General features: G+C 47.8%; 14 protein-coding genes and 1 riboswitch. Of the genes, 11 read left to right on the top strand and 3 right to left on the bottom strand.

Annotation, left to right across the window (positions count from 1 at the left end; translation table 11 throughout):
- The first annotated feature begins 1 nt into the window (after position 1).
- The 9 genes from galE (at position 2) to ptsP (ending at position 11,730) form a co-directional block, all read left to right on the top strand.
- Entirely contained in the window at positions 2–991 is a 990-nt protein-coding gene (gene galE / locus T3H97_RS19235) for a UDP-glucose 4-epimerase GalE (protein ID WP_328800593.1), read from the top strand.
- Between the two features lie 17 nt (positions 992–1,008).
- Positions 1,009–2,652 carry a UDP-glucose--hexose-1-phosphate uridylyltransferase gene (locus tag T3H97_RS19230; RefSeq protein WP_103049335.1) on the top strand — a complete coding sequence of 548 codons (1,644 nt, stop codon included), beginning with the start codon at positions 1,009–1,011 and terminating at the stop codon, positions 2,650–2,652.
- Positions 2,653–2,837: 185 nt separating this feature from the next.
- On the top strand, positions 2,838–4,001 hold the full coding sequence (locus T3H97_RS19225) for an iron-containing alcohol dehydrogenase (RefSeq protein WP_103049336.1): 1,164 nt from the start codon (positions 2,838–2,840) through the stop codon (positions 3,999–4,001).
- Between the two features lie 174 nt (positions 4,002–4,175).
- Positions 4,176–4,694: an NfeD family membrane protein gene (locus T3H97_RS19220; RefSeq protein WP_025723288.1), complete on the top strand. Its 519-nt coding sequence runs from the start codon at positions 4,176–4,178 to the stop codon at positions 4,692–4,694.
- Positions 4,695–4,742: 48 nt separating this feature from the next.
- Positions 4,743–6,278 carry a flotillin lipid rafts scaffold protein FloT gene (locus T3H97_RS19215; RefSeq protein ID WP_103049338.1) on the top strand — a complete coding sequence of 512 codons (1,536 nt, stop codon included), beginning with the start codon at positions 4,743–4,745 and terminating at the stop codon, positions 6,276–6,278.
- Between the two features lie 191 nt (positions 6,279–6,469).
- Positions 6,470–7,330: a glucose PTS transporter transcription antiterminator GlcT gene (glcT, locus tag T3H97_RS19210; protein ID WP_103049339.1), complete on the top strand. Its 861-nt coding sequence runs from the start codon at positions 6,470–6,472 to the stop codon at positions 7,328–7,330.
- A gap of 263 nt (positions 7,331–7,593) precedes the next feature.
- Positions 7,594–9,639 (top strand): glucose-specific PTS transporter subunit IIBC, encoded by a 2,046-nt coding sequence (gene ptsG, locus T3H97_RS19205; protein WP_103049340.1) that lies wholly within the window; start codon positions 7,594–7,596, stop codon positions 9,637–9,639.
- 110 nt (positions 9,640–9,749) lie between these two features.
- Positions 9,750–10,025 carry an HPr family phosphocarrier protein gene (locus T3H97_RS19200; protein WP_013372579.1) on the top strand — a complete coding sequence of 92 codons (276 nt, stop codon included), beginning with the start codon at positions 9,750–9,752 and terminating at the stop codon, positions 10,023–10,025.
- On the top strand, positions 10,018–11,730 hold the full coding sequence (gene ptsP, locus T3H97_RS19195; RefSeq protein ID WP_103049341.1) for a phosphoenolpyruvate--protein phosphotransferase: 1,713 nt from the start codon (positions 10,018–10,020) through the stop codon (positions 11,728–11,730). Before T3H97_RS19200 ends, ptsP begins: the two co-directional genes overlap by 8 nt.
- 121 nt (positions 11,731–11,851) lie before the next feature.
- Here ptsP and gcvPB read toward each other — a convergent pair whose 3' ends face one another.
- The 3 genes from gcvPB to gcvT all read right to left on the bottom strand — a co-directional run bounded on the left by gcvPB (position 11,852) and on the right by gcvT (position 15,927).
- Entirely contained in the window at positions 11,852–13,348 is a 1,497-nt protein-coding gene (gcvPB, locus tag T3H97_RS19190) for an aminomethyl-transferring glycine dehydrogenase subunit GcvPB (RefSeq protein ID WP_103049342.1), read from the bottom strand.
- Positions 13,345–14,700, bottom strand: coding sequence for an aminomethyl-transferring glycine dehydrogenase subunit GcvPA (gcvPA, locus tag T3H97_RS19185; protein ID WP_328800592.1), 1,356 nt, complete (start codon positions 14,698–14,700; stop codon positions 13,345–13,347). The genes gcvPB and gcvPA overlap by 4 nt, the downstream gene beginning before the upstream one ends.
- A gap of 126 nt (positions 14,701–14,826) precedes the next feature.
- Positions 14,827–15,927 (bottom strand): glycine cleavage system aminomethyltransferase GcvT, encoded by a 1,101-nt coding sequence (gcvT, locus tag T3H97_RS19180; protein WP_328800591.1) that lies wholly within the window; start codon positions 15,925–15,927, stop codon positions 14,827–14,829.
- A 176-nt stretch (positions 15,928–16,103) separates the two neighbouring features.
- Positions 16,104–16,203, bottom strand: a riboswitch (glycine riboswitch).
- A 394-nt stretch (positions 16,204–16,597) separates the two neighbouring features.
- Between gcvT and gcvH the strand changes: the two genes are divergently transcribed.
- Both gcvH and T3H97_RS19170 read left to right on the top strand, forming a co-directional pair.
- Positions 16,598–16,990, top strand: coding sequence for a glycine cleavage system protein GcvH (gene gcvH, locus T3H97_RS19175; protein ID WP_328800590.1), 393 nt, complete (start codon positions 16,598–16,600; stop codon positions 16,988–16,990).
- Between the two features lie 428 nt (positions 16,991–17,418).
- Positions 17,419–18,897: a PTS mannitol transporter subunit IIBC gene (locus tag T3H97_RS19170; protein WP_103049346.1), complete on the top strand. Its 1,479-nt coding sequence runs from the start codon at positions 17,419–17,421 to the stop codon at positions 18,895–18,897.
- Positions 18,898–18,962 lie beyond the last annotated feature (65 nt).

Genomic DNA, 18,962 nt, shown 5'->3' with positions numbered 1-18,962 from the left:
CATGGCCATTTTAGTCACAGGTGGAGCTGGATATATCGGTTCACATACCGTAGCAGAACTGTTGGATCTGGGAGAAGAAGTTGTGGTGCTGGATAATTTGCAATCCGGGCACAAAGCAGCATTGCTTGGAGGCAAGTTGTATGAAGGGGATTTGAGGGATAAAGAACTACTGTCCAAACTTTTCTCTGAAAATAGTATCGACGCAGTTATCCATTTTGCAGCTAACTCGCTGGTTGGAGAAAGTATGCAAAATCCTGGTAAATACTATGACAACAATGTATTTGGCACGCTGAGCTTGCTGGAGGCGATGAAGGATGCTGGAGTGCGCCGAATCGTGTTTTCCTCTACTGCGGCTACCTACGGCGAACCGGAAAAAGTGCCGATTGAAGAGGGTGACCGTACAGAGCCAACCAATGTGTATGGTGAAACAAAGCTGATGATGGAGCGCATGATGTCGTGGTTTGATAAAGTTTTAGGCATCAAATATGTGTCTTTACGGTATTTTAATGCAGCTGGTGCGCATGAGAGCGGCAAGATCGGTGAAGATCACCGACCAGAAAGCCATCTGATCCCGTTAGTGCTCCAGACAGCCTTGAAACAACGTCCACACATCGCTGTGTTTGGTGAGGATTATGCGACACCTGACGGCACGTGTGTTCGGGATTACATTCACGTGAGTGACCTGGCGGATGCTCATGTGCGTGCAGTAAATTACTTGCGCGAAGGCAATGACAGCAACGTATTCAACTTGGGCAATGGACAGGGCTTCTCTGTGAAAGAAGTTATTGAGACGGCACGCAAGGTCACTGGACTCGACATTCCAGTTGTTACAGAGCCACGCCGCGCAGGCGATCCAGCGATATTGGTTGCATCTTCTGACAAGGCTCGTTCAGTGTTGGGCTGGAGTCCAGCACGTACCCAATTGGAGGATATTATTAGCGGAGCATGGGGATGGCATCAGTCGCACCCTCACGGCTACGGCGACGAATAGACGGGAGACGATGACATATGAGCGAGCGCCAATCCGCAGATAAAGGCCAAGGCCGGGAACATTCCCGGCATTTGGCCCATGACATCGACGAAACTGTGCAGCAATCGGCTCTATATGCGGTGGAGCAACTGGTTGCATTCGCACAAAACAAGGGCTTGATCGGTCCGCAGGATACAGATTATAGCCGTAATCTGCTATTGGAGCAGTTTGGGTTTTCGGAGCCTTATTCAGGTGGGGAAGCAGGGGGCGTTATGGCCCCCGAAGCTCTCCAGCCTGTGCTTAATGTATTGATAGATTATGGTTTTGCCACTGGACTTATCCCTGAAAACACAGATACGTATCGTGATTTGCTGGATTCCAAAATCATGGGACTGTTGATGGCAAGACCGTCTGAAGTCATCCGTGACTTTCATCAAACGGAGACTGAACGTGGCATAGAGGCGGCGACAGATGCTTTTTATCAATTATCCATCGATTCGAACTACATCCGAATGGATCGGGTTGCCAGCAATGTGTACTGGAATCAGTCGACATCTTACGGAGATATGGAAATCACGATTAATTTGTCCAAGCCAGAAAAAAGTCCCAAGGAAATTGCGATGGCGAAGCTTTTGCCGCCGCCTGTTTATCCCAAGTGTCAATTATGCCGTGAAAACGTCGGATATGCAGGCAGAGTAAATCATCCGTCCCGTCAAAATTTGCGCATCATTCCGGTGGAATTGAATGGGGAACCGTGGTTTTTTCAATATTCACCCTATGTGTATTACAACGAGCACTGCATTGTGTTCCATCATGATCATGTACCGATGAAGCTTACAAAGGATACACTGCGCCGATTGCTGGCCTTTACGAAAGCGTTTCCGCATTATTTTATTGGCTCCAATGCGGATCTGCCGATTGTCGGCGGATCGATTCTGACCCATGATCATTTTCAGGGTGGTCGTCATACATTCCCAATTGAAAAAGCGGGTGTGGACGGCGTATACCATAATGAAGCGTTCCCGCAGGTTACAGCAGGGATTGTAAACTGGCCGATGTCGGTCATCCGTTTTACGTCAACAGATGCCGAGGCTCTGTTGGAGGCGGGAAATGCTGCTTTTGAAGCTTGGAAAGCTTATAGTGATCCTGTAGCCGATGTCCTCTCTCACACAGAGCAGGAGGGGGAAACGATTCCGCATAATACTGTGACGCCGATTGTGCGCCGTGATTCCGAAGGCAGGTATCAGATGGATCTCGTACTGCGTAACAACCGAACGAGTGAAGAGTATCCGGAGGGGATTTTCCATCCTCACCGCGAGATGCATCACATCAAGAAGGAAAATATCGGTCTGATCGAAGTTATGGGACTTGCCATATTACCAGGGCGGCTCAAGAATGAACTGGATGGAATTGCAGATATTTTGTGTGGGGATGACAAACTGGCTGTGGCTATGCAGCAGGAAGGACATCCACTGTTTAAGCATGCAGACTGGATTTACCAGTTAAATACCCGGTTCGGTCGTTTGCCTGACAAGGAGACGGCTGTTCGTACCGTACAAAATGAAGTTGGACTGAAATTCAGTGAAATTTTAGAGCATGCAGGAGTGTATAAGCGGAATGAATCCGGGCAGCAAGCGTTTGGTCGTTTTATGAAACAATTGGGATATACTTTGGGAGAATAAAATTGCTTGTGCAGCACATAATACACTACGAGAACCCTCCCAAGATATGACATGGAACCATGCTCCCTCAAGGAGTGTGGTTTTTTTCTGAAAATAAAGCATATTTGTTTCCTGTAACCGAAAAGGTTATAATAGAGTAGTTTCTTAACATTAAACTTTAGAACTATTGGAGGCGGGCGTTTGCGATGAAAGCATTCGAATTTTATAATCCTACACAATTGATCTTCGGTAAAGGACAATTGGAGGCTCTCAAGCGTGAAGTTCCTAAATATGGTAAACGTGTACTGCTTGTATATGGCGGCGGCAGCATTAAGCGCAGCGGTTTGTACGATAATGTAATAAGTTTGCTTGGTGAAATCGGTGCAGAGGTAACGGAACTGGCTGGTGTGGAACCGAATCCTCGCTTATCTACAGTACATAAAGGCGTGGAATTGTGTAAAACACATCAAATCGACCTCGTTCTGGCTGTAGGCGGCGGTAGTGTGCTGGATTGTTCCAAAGCCATTGCTGTTGGTGCAAAATATGATGGCGACATGTGGGATTTTGCAGAGCGTAAAGCGGCACCACAGGCAGCATTGCCATTAGGTACGGTTTTGACCATGGCAGCTACCGGTTCTGAAATGAATGCGGGTTCTGTTATTACAAATGAAAAAACACAGGAAAAATTGGGATGGGGTAGCGTATTTGCGTTCCCTGCGTTTTCCATTCTTGATCCAGTGAACACATACTCACTGCCACAAAATCAAACCGTTTACGGAATCGTAGATATGATGTCACATACGCTGGAACATTATTTTCATTTGGAATCCAATACTCCGGTCCAACTTGGCTGGTGCGAAACGATTTTGCGTACGGTCATGGATGCGGCTCCAGGTCTGGTCAACGATCTGGAAAACTATGAGCTGCGTGAAACGATTATGTATTGTGGTACGATGGCGCTGAACGGTTTCCTGAACATGGGGCTAACAGGTGACTGGGCTACTCACAATATTGAGCATGCTGTGTCTGCTGTTTATGATATTCCACATGGTGGAGGACTGGCTATTCTGTTCCCGAACTGGATGAAACACAATCTGCATGTGAAGCCTGAACGCTTCAAACAACTGGCCGTCAATGTGTTCCATGTAAACCCAGAAGGCAAGAGTGATGAAGAAGTGGCGCTGGAAGGTATTCAGGCATTGCGTGATTTCTGGAACTCGATTGGTGCACCAAGCCGTCTGGCTGATTACGATATTGATGCGTCCAAAATCGATGTTATGGCTGATAAAGCTGTGAAATTCGGATCTTTTGGTGGCTTTAACAAGCTCAATCGCGAAGATGTAGTCGAAATTTACAAAGCATCCCTGTAAACCGACATTTATATCATTATAAGCACGTTTGTACGTCATTAGACGTACGAACGTGCTTTTTTGGGTTTCATTTGGGATATTAGAGGAAAATTTTGAAACTTTTTTAGGTTGAATACGTAAACATAGTTATAGACTGGAAACCAGGCTGAAAAGGTACATGGAAGGAGGAGTCGCATGGAAACCATATTTTGGTGGCTATTGGCAGGGGGCGCTATCTTTACCGTAGTCAGTGTGCTGATCGGGGATGTACTCGGTAGTTGGCTGGATGGTGCATTGGAGCTACCGGGCCTTGATTGGTTCAGGCCTGTCGTATTACTTGGAGCCATGACCGCTTTTGGCGGGGCTGGTGTACTACTGACAAAGTATACCGAGCTGACCATGGGCTGGGTCGTTGTGCTTGCTTTAGGGATTGCACTTGTTATTGGAGTGCTCGTATTTTTTGCGTTTATCAAGCCCATGGCGAATTCGGAGGTATCCAGCGGCTTCTCCATGCGTGAGCTGACTGGCAGAATCGGTGAGGTCACCATTCCTGTACCTGAGGTTGGTTACGGGGAGGTTATGATCCGCTTGGGTGCAGGCAACACCATACATACAGCATCGAGCTTCGATCACAAACCGCTTGCTGCGGGAACCCGTATCGTCGTGGTTGAGGTCGCAGAGGGCGTCGTCCGCGTAGCGTACCTGGACACATAGACGGCGCATTCGCTTAACTTGAAGGGAGCGTGATCGGGAGTGTCAAATTTGCAAGATATTGTGTTGGTCCCTGGGATTGTTGTTATCGTTATCGTCATATTAGGGATCGCTTTTTGGGCCCGCTACAAAACGGTAGGACCGGATGAAGGGATGATCGTGACAGGTTCTTTTCTGGGAAATAAAAATATTTCCGAGGATGACTCTGGTCGCAAAATTAAAATTGTACGAGGTGGGGGCGCCTTCATTTGGCCTATTTTCCAGCAGTCCGAATTTATCTCTCTGTTATCCCACAAACTGGACGTAACCACACCGGAAGTGTATACGGAGCAAGGAGTTCCCGTAATTGCGGATGGTGTGGCGATCATCAAGGTCGGCAGTTCCATTGAGGATGTAGCCACAGCAGCCGAGCAGTTCATCGGGAAGCCACTGGAGGCTCTTAGGGGAGAGGCTCAGGAAGTACTGGAGGGACATTTGCGCGCAATCCTTGGCTCGATGACAGTGGAAGAAGTATATCGTAATCGGGATCGGTTTGCGCAGGAAGTACAGGGCGTAGCTGCTCGCGATCTGAAAAAAATGGGCTTACAAATCGTTTCATTCACCATCAAAGATGTGCGTGATAAGCACGGATATCTGGATGCACTCGGTAAGCCGAGAATTGCCGCTGTGAAACGGGATGCTGAGATTGCGGAAGCCGAGGCTGTGCGGGATGCCAGGATTCAGAAGGCGCGTGCGGAACAGGAAGGCCAGAAGGCCGAACTGCTGCGGGATACCAACATTGCCGAGGCAGCCAAGGAGAAGGAACTCAAAGTGGCTTCGTTTAAGAAAGAACAGGATACAGCGAAGGCCGAAGCCGATCAGGCTTATCACATTCAGGAGGCCCGTGCCAAGCAGACTGCTGTCGAGGAGCAGATGAAGGTCGAGCTGGTGCGCAAGGAACGGGAAATTGATCTTCAAACCAAGGAAATACAGGTACGTGAAAAGCAATATGATGCGGAAGTGAAAAAGAAGGCCGAAGCCGATCGGTATGCGGTCGAGCAAGCGGCGGAAGCAGATAAATCGCGTAAAATGCGTGAGGCTGAATCGCTGCAATACTCGATTGAGACCCAGGCTAAAGCGTCAGCTGAACAAAAACGTCTAAACGGGCAAGCAGAAGCAGATGCAGAACGCGCCAAAGGTACGGCAGACGCAGATGTTATCCGTTTGCGTGGACTTGCAGAAGCGGAGGCCAAGGAAAAACTGGCGGAGGCGTTCCAGAAGTTTGGAGAGGCCGCCGTGCTCGATATTATCGTGAAAATGCTGCCTGATCTGGCTGGACGTATTGCTGAACCGATCGCGTCCATTGATAAACTCACCGTAGTTGATACGGGAAAAGGAGAAGGAGCAGCGCGTGTCAGCAATTATGTCACCGAACTGATGGCTACGGCACCTGAGATGCTGAAGAGTGTATCCGGTATTGATGTGGAGCAGTTAATCAAGGGGCTGACCACTGGGAAAAAAGGCCTTCATTCGGTGCCGTCCTCCGGTGAAGCGAATAAGCAGCCTCTTCCAGCCTCGGTGGAGGCAGCACTAGCAGATAAAGAATAACGATAAGTCTTTGGGGAGCATCTATCCCTAACCAAAAAGACCGCTTTTCATCACAGCATTTCCCGGCAATGTGATGAAAAGCGTTTTCTTTTTATTGACCTTTAGCCGAATATTTGGTACTTTAACGTGGATTCCTCTGAGCTTCATGCTATAATTCTTAGGATCAAGGTTCTGATAAAAGAGGTGCGGATGTGAGCAGCCTAAAAGTGGCCAAAGCGCTGAATAACAATGTGATTATAGGGATGCATCCCGAGCATGATGAGGTTGTCGTGATTGGAAAAGGAATCGGTTTCAATCGCAGACCCGGCGATCTTATGCCGTTGGATTCAGTTGAAAAATTATTTATATTAAAAAGCCATGAAGAACAGGAGCAATACAAACGGTTGCTTCCTGAGCTGGATGAAAAGCTCATTGAGGTCATCGGTGAGGTGCTTCATCTTGTTCAGCTTCAAGCAAAGAAGCCTCTAAATGAGCACATACTGATTGCTTTAACTGATCATATTGCTTTTTCCATCAACCGTCATAAACAGGGAATTACGATTCATAATCCGTTTTTGTATGAGACTAGGGAAATATATCCTCAGGAATACAAGATGGCTGAGCAGGCTGTTGCTTTAATTAGGGATAAGATGAATGTAGATCTGGGAGAAGATGAAATCGGATTCGTGGCCCTGCATATTTATAGCGCCATGACAAACCAGCATATCTCCGAGGTTAGGAAGGATTCTCGTCTGATTGCTGATATGGTTCAGGTTGTCGAGACGACACTGGATTATCGTATTCCTCTCCAATCTCTTGATTATTCTCGTCTGCTGACTCATCTGAGGTTTGCAATTGAACGTGTGCGCCGAGGAGAAATTGTGCAGGAGATTTATCGATTGGACAAGCTTTTGAATGAGGAGTATCCGGAAATGTATATGCTGGCCTGGAAGCTCACGAAAATTATGGAGAAAAGACTCCGTAAATCTGTGTACCCGGCTGAGGTTAGTTATTTGACAATGCATCTGCAGCGGTTGTCCCAACGCAAAGAGCAGGGGGAGCAACAAAAGTGATAAAACCGGAATAAAAAAGTATTGCCTCGCATTTAGTGGGGTGCTATAATCAATTTTGCAATGAGGAAGACAACAACTGAACATTAACTGAACATTTAACGTGTTACTGATTCGATCAGGCATGAGTTGTTTTAAGTTATGATTGTTTACAGCCTACTGGGGCATTCTATATCCCAAGGTTGTTTTCAAACATACTTAAATCGGCTCATGCCTTTTTTGTTGTTTTGCCTCTGTTCTAAATTTCAGAGAAGGATGTGGAAGGTATGTTTAAAAAGCTTTTCGGCGTTTTACAGCGTGTCGGTAAAGCATTAATGCTTCCTGTAGCGATTTTGCCAGCTGCGGGGCTTTTATTGGGTATCGGTAACATGCTGGTCAATCCTGATTTTCTCCAGTACATTCCGGCATTAAATGCGGGCTGGGTTCAATCGGTAGCGACGATCATGATGAATGCCGGACAAATCGTTTTTGATAATCTGGCACTGTTGTTCGCAGTCGGCGTAGCCGTCGGTCTGGCGGGCGGTGAAGGTGTAGCAGGTTTGGCTGCCATCATCGGTTACCTCGTTATGAACATTACTTTGGGTACAGCCGTGGGTGTCACACCTGGTCTGATTGCTCAAAAAATACCGGGTTATGCGAACGTGTTGGGGATTCCAACGCTTCAAACCGGGGTGTTCGGCGGGATAATCATCGGTATACTGGCCGCGGCCATGTACAACCGCTTTTTCAAAATTGAGCTTCCTTCGTATCTGGGATTTTTCGCGGGTAAGCGTTTCGTTCCAATTGCAACGGCGGTGTCCTCACTGATTGTTGGACTTGCGCTGGTTCTGATCTGGCCTCCAGTTCAACAAGGACTTAACGCAGTATCTCACTTTATGGTGTATTCCAACCCGACTTTGTCGGCGTTCCTGTTTGGGGTTATCGAACGCGCGCTTATTCCATTTGGTTTGCATCACATCTGGTATTCACCGTTCTGGTTTGAGTTTGGTGAATATGTTAACAAAGCAGGTCAAACCGTTCACGGTGACCAGCAGATCTTCTTCAGCCAGCTTCGCGACGGAGTGGCGTTGACAGCAAGTACGTTCCAAGTGGGTAAATTCCCATTCATGATGTTCGGTTTGCCGGCAGCAGCGCTTGCGATGTACCATGAAGCAAGACCAGAACACAAAAAATATGTAGCAGGTATCATGGGTTCAGCAGCATTGACTTCGTTCTTGACAGGTATTACGGAGCCACTGGAATTTTCCTTCCTGTTCGTAGCTCCACTGCTGTTTGCAGTACACTGTATATTCGCAGGTCTGTCATTTATGACCATGCAAATTTTACATGTCAAAATCGGTATGACCTTCTCAGGCGGATTTATTGACTTCCTGATTTTCGGGATTATTCCAACCCGTACGCCTTGGTGGTATGTAATCATCGTCGGTCTGATTTTGGCAGTTATTTACTACTTCGGATTCCGGTTCATCATACGGAAGTTCAACTTGAAAACACCAGGACGTGAAGAAGCTACAGAAAATGTGGATGGCGCAGCAGTCGGTAGTAGTGACGAGCTCCCGCACAACATTTTGGCAGCTTTCGGCGGTTCATCGAATATCAAGCATCTGGATGCTTGTATCACACGTCTTCGGATCGAGGTTAATGAGAAATCGAACGTTGACAAAGCTCGTCTGAAACAACTTGGAGCATCGGGTGTTCTTGAAGTCGGTAACAACGTACAGGCAATTTTCGGTACACGTTCCGACACCATTAAATCTCAAATGGCTGATATCATGGCTGGACGTACACCAGCACCAGCTCCGGCGCAACCTGCTCCACAAGAGGAGAAGGAAGCTGGAGAAGAACAACAAACCATTATTGTAGAAGATATTGTAATGCCTGTTAACGGAGAATTGGTTGATATCTCGACGGTTCCCGATCCGGTATTTGCAGAACGTATGACAGGTGACGGCTTTGCGGTCGTGCCAAATGATGGAACGATTGTGTCCCCTGTTTATGGTAAAGTATTCAATGTATTCCCAAGCAAGCATGCGATTGGTATTCAATCCGATGGTGGTAAAGAAGTGCTTGTTCATATTGGGGTGAATACTGTGAAGCTTAAAGGTCAAGGATTTGACGTTTTGGTGAACGAAGGCGATCTTGTGTCAGCCGGCCAGCCTATTATGAAAGTAGACCTGGAATACGTGAAGGCAAACGCTAAATCCATCATTTCACCTGTCATTTTTACTAACCTTCCAGAAGGTTCTTCGGTAACTTTAAACAAAACTGGAGTATTGAAGGCTGGCGAAGATGGTATAATTACGATAAAATAAACTCTATGTGTTTCGGATTAGTTGATTAGGCGGCTTAGGCCGTCTGATCAATTATCTGGTATACTGCGTGTAAACAAATATTATCTTTAGGAAAGTGGGAGGAACAAATTATGCAAACAACTTTTAGAATTACGGATGAAGACGGTATCCATGCACGTCCAGCAACTGCACTGGTAAATACAGCTAACAAATTCAGCGGTGCTGAATCTTTTGCCGAAGCTAACGGTAAAAAAGTAACTTTGAAATCCATTCTGGGTGTATTGTCTCTGGGTCTGGAACAAGGCGATACTATTAACATTATCTGCGAAGGCGCTGAAGCTGCCGAAGCACTGAAAGCTCTTGAAAATGTAATCGTTAACGAAGGGCTGGGCGAAGTTCATGCTTAAAATTTCCGGGATTGCCGCTTCGGCAGGCATAGCCATTGCCCGGGCGTTTATCTTGGAGCATCCGAATTACGCTGTAGAGAGACGCGCGGTTGGTGATGTTGAAGCTGAAATCGCGAGATTGGATGCGGCTTTGGTACAATCTCAAACCGAATTGGAATCGATTAAGGAGAAAACGCTTCAGGAGCTGGGAGAGAAGAAAGCAGAAATTTTTGCATCTCACCTGCTCATCCTGAATGATCCTGAATTGATCGATCCGGTTAAAGCTAAAATCAGAGACGAGCAGCTTAATGCTGACTATGCTTTGAATGAAGTAGCTACACAGTTTATTTCCATGTTTGAAAACATGAAAAGTGCCTATTTGCAAGAACGCGCATCGGACATGCGTGATGTAACCAAGCGGATCCTGAATCACCTGCTTGGTGTTCATTTTGTTAGTCCTGCAGAAATTGCCGAAGAAACGATTGTGCTTGCAGAAGATTTGACACCTTCCGACACAGCTCAGCTGAACCGTGAATTTGTTAAAGGTTTTGCAACAAACATCGGCGGACGTACTTCGCATTCGGCTATTATGGCTCGCTCACTTGAAATTCCTGCAGTAGTGGGAACGAAAAATATATTGTCTCAAGCTAAAAGCGGCGATCTGATTATCGTTGATGGTTTGGATGGTCACGTATTCGTGAACCCTACCGAAGAGATTGTTGCGGAATACCGTGCTAAACAGGTGGCATACGACAAGCAACGCGAAGAGTGGCGCAAGCTGCGCGGCGAAGCTACGGTTTCTGTCGATGGTGTCCATGTCGAACTGGCAGCCAATATTGGTACGCCTAATGATGTAGCTGGTGTTCTGGACAACGGTGGTGAAGGCGTTGGCTTGTACCGTACGGAGTTCTTGTACATGGGACGCGATAAGCTTCCATCCGAAGAAGTACAGTATACGGCGTACAAAACCGTTCTGGAAAGAATGGAAGGTAAGCCGGTTGTAGTTCGTACTTTGGATATCGGTGGCGACAAAGAACTTCCTTATCTGGATCTGCCGAAAGAAATGAATCCGTTCCTCGGATTCCGTGCTATTCGTCTGTGTCTGGATCGCCAGGATATTTTCCGCACTCAATTGCGTGCTTTGTTGCGTGCAAGTGTGCATGGTAACCTGCGCATCATGTTCCCGATGATTGCTACGCTGAACGAATTCCGTGAAGCTAAAGCTGTTTTGTTGGAAGAAAAGGAAAAGTTGGTAGCCGAGGGTGTATCCGTATCTGAAGAAATTCAGCTGGGCATCATGGTAGAAATTCCTTCTACAGCGGTATTGGCTGACCAATTCGCAAAAGAAGTAGATTTCTTCAGTATCGGTACAAACGATCTGATTCAATACACAATGGCAGCGGATCGCATGAACGAGCGGGTTTCTTACCTGTATCAACCATACAATCCATCCATTCTGCGTCTGGTGAAAATGGTTATTGATGCCGCTCACCGTGAAGGACGTTGGGTTGGTATGTGTGGTGAAATGGCAGGAGATACAACAGCAATTCCGTTGCTGCTGGGTCTGGGACTTGATGAGTTCAGTATGAGCGCAACTTCCATTCTGCCAGCACGTAGTCAAATCTCCAAGTTGTCCCGTGCGGACATGGAAAAACTGGCTACAAAAGCTCTGGACATGCAAACAGCAGAACAGGTTGTTGAATTGGTTCAAAGCATCGAAGGCTAAGGAAGGGTATTACATTTCAAAGGTTATATCTTTTTCCAACAAAAAAAATTGCTGTGTACATACAGCAGCCGGTATCTATTTAGATACCGGCTTTTTTGCATCCTTTAAGTAGAATTTGTTTTTAACTGCATGAGCAATTCAGTACAGGTTTGCGGGCTGCGGTAGTTTCGTCCAATCGTGTGACTGGAGTAGTATATGGTGCATTGAGTACCAGCTCAGGGTTCTCTTCTGCTTCCCGCGCAATATGAATCATAGTGTCGACAAAAGCATCAAGTGTTTCCTTACTTTCCGTCTCCGTGGGCTCGATCATGATGCACTCCTCTACATTCAGCGGGAAGTAAATTGTAGGCGGATGGTAGCCGAAATCAAGCAGCCTTTTGGCTACATCAAGCGTGCGCACTCCAAATTTTTTCAAGCCTCGCCCCGACATTACGAATTCGTGTTTGCAATGTCCAGGGTAGGGCAGGTCAAAATGTGGAGCGAGCCGATGCATCATGTAATTGGCATTGAGCACAGCGCATTCCGATACACGCTTTAAGCCATCAGGACCGTAGCTACGGATATAGGCGTAGGCACGAACGAGAATACCGAAGTTGCCGTAAAAGGCCTTAACCCGTCCAATAGAATCTCCCTGTTCCCGGTCCCAGTGGTACACCCCCTGCGGATCCCGTACGACAAGCGGCTTGGGCAAATAAGGGATGAGCCGTTGCTTTACGCCGACAGGCCCAGCGCCGGGGCCGCCGCCGCCGTGCGGGGTACTCATCGTTTTGTGCAAATTGAGATGCACTACATCGAAGCCCATATCCCCGGGGCGGGTAATCCCCATGATGGCGTTGGAGTTCGCCCCATCATAGTAGAGCAGACCACCCGCGTCATGCACGATGGCAGCAATGTCAGTGATTTGCTTCTCGAACAGTCCAAGCGTGTTCGGGTTGGTCAGCATGAGCGCAGCGGTGTCGTTGCCTACGGCTTGACGCAGCGCATCCAGATCCACTAGCCCCTCAGGAGTGGAGGGGAGGGTGACGGTTTCGAAGCCCGCGACGGTTGCGCTGGCGGGGTTCGTTCCGTGCGAGGAATCCGGCACGAGCACCTTGGTACGTCGCTCACCGCGTGCTTCGTGGTATGAGCGAATCATCATCAGCCCGGTCCATTCGCCATGGGCGCCCGCGGCGGGCTGAAGCGTGACGGCATCCATGCCAGTTAACGCAGCCAAATCATTTTGGAGCGTATGCAGCAGCTCCATGGCACCCTGGATGCTCTCCTCGGGCTGATATGGATGGATTTTGGCGAAGCCTGTATATCGGGCGACATCCTCATTCACTTTCGGATTGTATTTCATCGTACAGGAGCCGAGCGGATAAAATCCATTGTCCACGCCGAAATTTCGCCGGGACAAGGCGGTATAATGCCGAATAACGTCTACTTCGTATACCTCGGGTAATGCCGCAGGTTCGCTGCGCAGCGCATAATCTGGCAAAAGCTCTCCCACCGGGCGACGGGGAACGTCGCACTCGGGAAGGGAATAGGCGATGCGACCCGGACGGCTCAATTCAAAAATGAGCGCTTGATCGTGTTCCTTCAACAGCCCTTGTTTCTGATCCTGTCCGGTGTGTGTCATAGCAATCCCCCCAAGGTGTGTACAAATTGGTCAATCTCTTCTTTGGTTCTTTGCTCCGTCACGGCAATCAACATGTGACCAGCAAGTTCCTCATAGTCCCGGCCCAAATCGTAGCCAGCGATAAATCCAGCAGCTAGCAACTCGGTCTGGAGTCTGCTCATATCTGTACCCTCAGGCAGTCTAAGGGCAAACTCGTTAAAGGTTGGTGCGTTAAACGAGGAAGTTACGCCCTTCAAGTTCAGCAATTGCTCTAAGGCATATCGGCTTTTATGCAAATTTAGCTCGGCTACTTCCTTGATCCCCTTCCTACCCATAACAGACAAGTATACAGATGCGGATAAAGCTAGCAACGCTTGATTGGAGCAAATATTAGAGGTGGCCTTTTCGCGTCGGATATGCTGTTCCCGCGCTTGCAAGGTCAGCACGAAGCCGCGTTTACCATTGCGGTCTGTGGTCTGACCCACAATGCGGCCAGGGATACGGCGCATATGTGTCTGAGAAACGGCAAAGTATCCACAGGTCGGACCGCCGAGAGAAGAGGAGATGCCAAGTGGCTGCGCGTCTCCTACCACAATATCCGCGCCCTGTTTGCCGGGGGTTTCCAGCAAGCCAAGTGCCAGTGGGTTGGCACTGACGACCAAAAGACCTTTGTGCGCATGGATGAGATCAGCCATCGGCTTCAGGTTTTCCACGGCTCCAAAAAAGTTGGGGCTTTGGACCAAAACAGCCGCGGTCTGTTCCGATACGGCCGCCGCTAACGCATCAGCATCCGTTACGCCGTCCGAACAGCCGATCTCCACGATGTCCAAATCCAATCCGCGTGCATAGGCTGCCAATACCTGACGTGCCTCTGGATGGACGGACCTCGATACGATAAGCTGTTTACGGCGGGTAGCTGCGGCGGACAGTGAGCCCGCTTCCGCCAGTGCAGTCGCTCCGTCGTACATGCTGGCATTAGCTACAGCCATGCCCGTCAATTCGCAAATATACGACTGAAATTCGAAAATGGCTTGTAGCTCGCCTTGGCTTACTTCCGGCTGATAGGGGGTGTAGGCTGTATAGAATTCCGAGCGTGAAGTGATGTGCTGGATGACGGACGGAATATGATGATCATAAATTCCTGCGCCAAGGAAGCTGGCATGTGTGTCTGTATTGGCGTTGTGTCTGGCCAGCTCGGCCAAGTGGCGGGTCAAGGCTTTCTCATCGAGTCGAGAAGAAAGAGGGAGTTCCCCTTGATATCGAATGGCCTCTGGAATGTCACTGAACAAATCATCAATGGATGATACACCGACCACACGTAGCATTTCGGTTTGATCCTGCTCAGTCATAGGGAGATAACGATGCTGCTTCATAGGTTCTGGCTCCTTTCGAAAAGCAAAATTTTAAATCGTAAATTAGCTAATAAAAAAGTGTGAGATGAGAAACCCGGAAGTTCATATCTGACATGTTTGCTTTATTGAAATGAAGAGAGTTTAAGATCAGCGCGGGCGTTTATAAAAGGGTGCTGCCACCACCTCGGCACGCAGGCGTTTGCCACGAATCTCAACCTCCAGCGGTGTGGAGAGGACGCTAAAACGACTGTCCACCAAGGCGAGGCCCAGATTACGCTTCAAGGTGGGCGACTGAGTTCCCGTTGTGACCTCACCGATGCGTTGTCCTTCTGCGAATACCGGATAATGGGCGCGTGGGATACCGCGATCAATCATTTCCAGCCCGATCAATTTGCGAGGAATCCCTTGATCTTTCTGACGTTGCAGTGCTTCTCTACCGATAAAATCTCCTTTATTCAGCTTGACGAAGTACCCTAGACCGGCTTCAAGTGGTGAAATCGTGGCAGATAACTCCTGTCCGTACAGCGGCAACCGTGCCTCAAAGCGTAGGGTATCCCGAGCACCAAGTCCAGCGGGAATCAGCCCATACGACTCACCGAAACGAAGCAAACTCTCCCATACGGCTGGTGCTTCCGCGGCAGGTACGTAAAATTCAAAACCGTCTTCGCCCGTATATCCGGTTCGTGAGACGAGAGCTTTTGCTCCGAACAATGGCACGTCCTCATGGAAGCGGAAAGATGCCAGATTCGTAATGTCCGTATCTGCCACGGCTGCGGCAATTCGTACTGCTTCTGGTCCTTGCAACGCCAGCAATGCTATCGCATCAGACACATTCTCCATGTGAACGGATGCAGGCATATGGCGAATGAGCCAATCCCAATCCTTATCGATGTTAGAGGCGTTCACTACGAGCATGTAGCGTTCTGGTCCTTTGCAGTAAACAAGTAGGTCGTCTACTACACCTCCATCGGGGTAACACAGGAGTGAATATTGTGCCTGACCTGCTTCCAACTGGCTGACATCATTCGTGGTCACCCTTTGCAGAAAAGCTTCGGCCTCTTTGCCTTCAACCAAAAACTCGCCCATATGCGATACATCGAATAAACCCGCACGTTGGCGGACGGCCTCATGCTCCTTTTGAATGCCGCTAAACTGAACGGGGAGCTCCCAGCCGCCAAAGTCAATACAACGAACCCCAGACTGCGTCCCGTAGGACGAATATAGCGGTGTTCTTCGCAAATTAGTCATTTTTCCACTCCTATCCGGTGTGATCGGCTAAACAAAAAAGACAGGCCGAAAAAAACGTATAGACAGCAGTCTATACTCTTTTTTCAGCTCTGTCCTTGATACCAGAAAGTTACCCCGGTATGTACCGGGTTTCCTCTTGGGTGATCCGCTCCAATAGCGAATGCTCTCCAGAGATGCGTCCGGCAGAGGTCCTTTTGCCTGAGAGATTCACCTGCAAATGCAGGCTTACTCCTTCGGCGCTACCTTCGGGATCTGCGGTATATTACCTGGCTGTGCAGATAACAACTTGATCCGATTCGCGTGCACAACTGTCTCACAAGCGGCAACAGCTATGCGAATCTTTTTGGCAGTCTCTCCCTCTGCGTTCATCCGCGTTTGCAGTTGTCGGGGTGTTTCCCAAAGTATTTGCTATAACCCATTAATACGCAAATTCATTCAAAATGTCAATAAAAATGTCATCGAAAACAATAGAAAAAACATTTAATATATAAATAAGGATATGTAAGCGTTTGTTATAAGCTATCATATTTTTATATAGTACGCTATATGAGGTGATATGAAGTATTTTTGTTAGTATTATTGACATGAGTGTTCTTGTTGTCATAATCTTAACCTGTCTAATACAGGTGAGCAAAAGCGATTTTATTCATATGGAAGTGAGGGGAACAGGATGGGTGAAGTGAAGCAGCAACTTTGGTATACAGACGAACATGAGTGGGTTCAGCGTACAGAGAATGGGACGGTGCGGGTTGGTATTACGGACTTTGCACAGCATCAACTGGGTGATATTGTTTTTGTAGAATTACCTGAGGTGGGAGTAACGATTGAGCAGGGAGCGGAGATCGGTACGATTGAATCGGTGAAGACGGTATCCGACCTTTTTGCTCCGGTGACGGGAAACGTATTAAAGGTGAATGAAGCGCTGGAAAGTACGCCTGAACTAGTAAATGAATCTCCCTATGAAAAAGGTTGGATGATCGAAGTAGAGATGGGCAAAGATGTGGAGGAAACATTGGGCAAGCTACTGTCTGCGGATCAGTATGAGAAGTTGATTTCGGAGTAATAATGGGGCAATACAGCATGAAAAAAGAGCGTGTTATTCTGAATTTTTTATATTGATTTTCAATTGAATAAGAGCATCGTTAGTTCGCTCGTTTTTTGTATAAAATAGTCGCTATGATCTGCCATAGCGGCTATTTTTTTGTTGTCATTTTGGAAGCGTAATTACGTGTTTTACTCTGGCACAGAAGGTGGTTCCCTATAAGTTTGTGCAGATTTAAATCCCTGTTTTTTCGACTAATTTCTATAGCTACAGGTCATATTAAGAAGAATTATGCAGGTATAATACCTTCCCGGATAATTTAAATTTAAATGTTGTCATCAACGTTCATGACGAAAGTACGTTTTCATTTCGTTGATGAAGATAGCGCTGTCATTTAGTATGAATTTTAAGAAAAGGTAGTGATGCTTACCTACAAGGAGGATTTGAATATGAGCACATTGGACACAAAGCCAAGTTCAAAAGGAGGCACTCGTGTCGCCGTACAGCGTTTTGGCCGTTTTCTTAGCGGAATGGTTATGCCCAATATGGGAGCCTTTATTGCATGGGGATTGATTACAGCACTCTTTATTCCGACCGGATGGTTCCCGAACGAGGGTTTTGCACAACTGGTTGATCCGATGAAAAATTATTTACTGCCGCTGCTGATCGGTTACACAGGGGGCACGATGATTCACGGACAGCGTGGAGGTGTGATCGGTGCCATTATGACGATGGGTGTCATTGTGGGGGCCGATATCCCGATGTTCCTGGGCGCGATGGTAGCTGGTCCGCTGGCTGCATGGATATTGAAGAAGTTCGACAAGGCCATTGAAGGCAAAGTCAGATCAGGCTTTGAAATGCTGGTCAATAATTTCTCGGCCGGGATTATCGGTGCCATTCTAGCACTGCTTGCCCATGTGGCGATCGGCCCGGTTGTACAAATGATCAGTCAAGTATTGTCGGCAGGGGTACAGTTCCTCGTGAACGCAGGGCTATTGCCGCTTGTCAACCTCATTATTGAGCCCGGAAAAGTATTATTTTTAAACAACGCGCTGAATCACGGAGTATTAAGTCCGATTGCGTTGGAGGAAGCTGCAAGAACAGGGAAATCCGTACTGTTCATGCTGGAATCCAACCCTGGGCCGGGGCTCGGTATTTTGCTGGCCTACTGCCTGTTCGGTAAAGGCTCTGCGAAGTCGTCGGCTCCTGGAGCGGTCATCATTCATTTTTTCGGCGGGATTCATGAAATTTATTTCCCTTACATTTTGATGAAGCCGATTCTGATTCTTGCAGCTATAGCTGGGGGCGTTGTGGGAACCTTCTGTTTCATGTTGACAGGTGCCGGACTGGTTGCTGCTCCTTCACCGGGCAGCATTATCGCCTATTTTCTAATGACGCCAAAAGGCGGATATTTGCCAATGCTAAGCGGGGTGATCGCTGCTGCGGTCGTATCCTTTGCTGTTGCTGCAGTGTTACTCAAGACTGGTAAGCAACAAGAAGAGGGGCTGGAGGAAGCTGCATCCCGCCTGAAAGATATGAAAAATCAAAGCAAGAGTGCAAGTGCTAATGCCACTGTAATGGAAGATAACCACGAAGCTGATCGTACTGCCGAGATTGCCGCAGATCGAACGCTCAAGGATAAATCCGAAGTGAACAAGATCGTCTTTTCCTGTGATGCAGGTATGGGTTCAAGCGCTATGGGTGCCTCGATTTTACGCAAAAAAATGAAGCAGGCGGGTGTGGGCGTAACAGTTACGAATACAGCAATCAGTGAAATTCCACAGGATGCGGATATTGTCATTACGCAAAAAACGTTGACAGACCGGGCTAAAACAGTAGCTCCGAAAGCTGAGCACATTTCCATTGACAATTTTTTGAAGAGTCCTGAATACGAAGCGCTGGTTGAACGTCTGAAATCCGATTCTTAATCCTCATCGAAGTCAGGCGGACTGTATGCAATGTACGTCTCCTGCTGGAGGAATGAGCTTGGGAA

Source organism: Paenibacillus sp. LX16, assembly GCF_036252815.1.
GTDB classification, from domain to species: Bacteria; Bacillota; Bacilli; order Paenibacillales; family Paenibacillaceae; genus Paenibacillus; species Paenibacillus polymyxa_B.
The sequence above is the reverse complement of the archived record's forward strand: the minus strand, read 5'-3'. Positions and strand labels throughout refer to the sequence as shown.

Coding starts and splice junctions, on each gene's coding strand:
- galE (WP_328800593.1), top strand. CDS start 2: ATGGCCATTTTAGTCACAGGTGGAGCTGGATATATCGGTTCACATACC.
- T3H97_RS19230 (WP_103049335.1), top strand. CDS start 1,009: ATGAGCGAGCGCCAATCCGCAGATAAAGGCCAAGGCCGGGAACATTCC.
- T3H97_RS19225 (WP_103049336.1), top strand. CDS start 2,838: ATGAAAGCATTCGAATTTTATAATCCTACACAATTGATCTTCGGTAAA.
- T3H97_RS19220 (WP_025723288.1), top strand. CDS start 4,176: ATGGAAACCATATTTTGGTGGCTATTGGCAGGGGGCGCTATCTTTACC.
- ptsG (WP_103049340.1), top strand. CDS start 7,594: ATGTTTAAAAAGCTTTTCGGCGTTTTACAGCGTGTCGGTAAAGCATTA.
- T3H97_RS19200 (WP_013372579.1), top strand. CDS start 9,750: ATGCAAACAACTTTTAGAATTACGGATGAAGACGGTATCCATGCACGT.
- ptsP (WP_103049341.1), top strand. CDS start 10,018: ATGCTTAAAATTTCCGGGATTGCCGCTTCGGCAGGCATAGCCATTGCC.
- gcvPB (WP_103049342.1), bottom strand. CDS start 13,348: ATGACACACACCGGACAGGATCAGAAACAAGGGCTGTTGAAGGAACAC.
- gcvPA (WP_328800592.1), bottom strand. CDS start 14,700: ATGAAGCAGCATCGTTATCTCCCTATGACTGAGCAGGATCAAACCGAA.
- gcvT (WP_328800591.1), bottom strand. CDS start 15,927: ATGACTAATTTGCGAAGAACACCGCTATATTCGTCCTACGGGACGCAG.
- gcvH (WP_328800590.1), top strand. CDS start 16,598: ATGGGTGAAGTGAAGCAGCAACTTTGGTATACAGACGAACATGAGTGG.
- T3H97_RS19170 (WP_103049346.1), top strand. CDS start 17,419: ATGAGCACATTGGACACAAAGCCAAGTTCAAAAGGAGGCACTCGTGTC.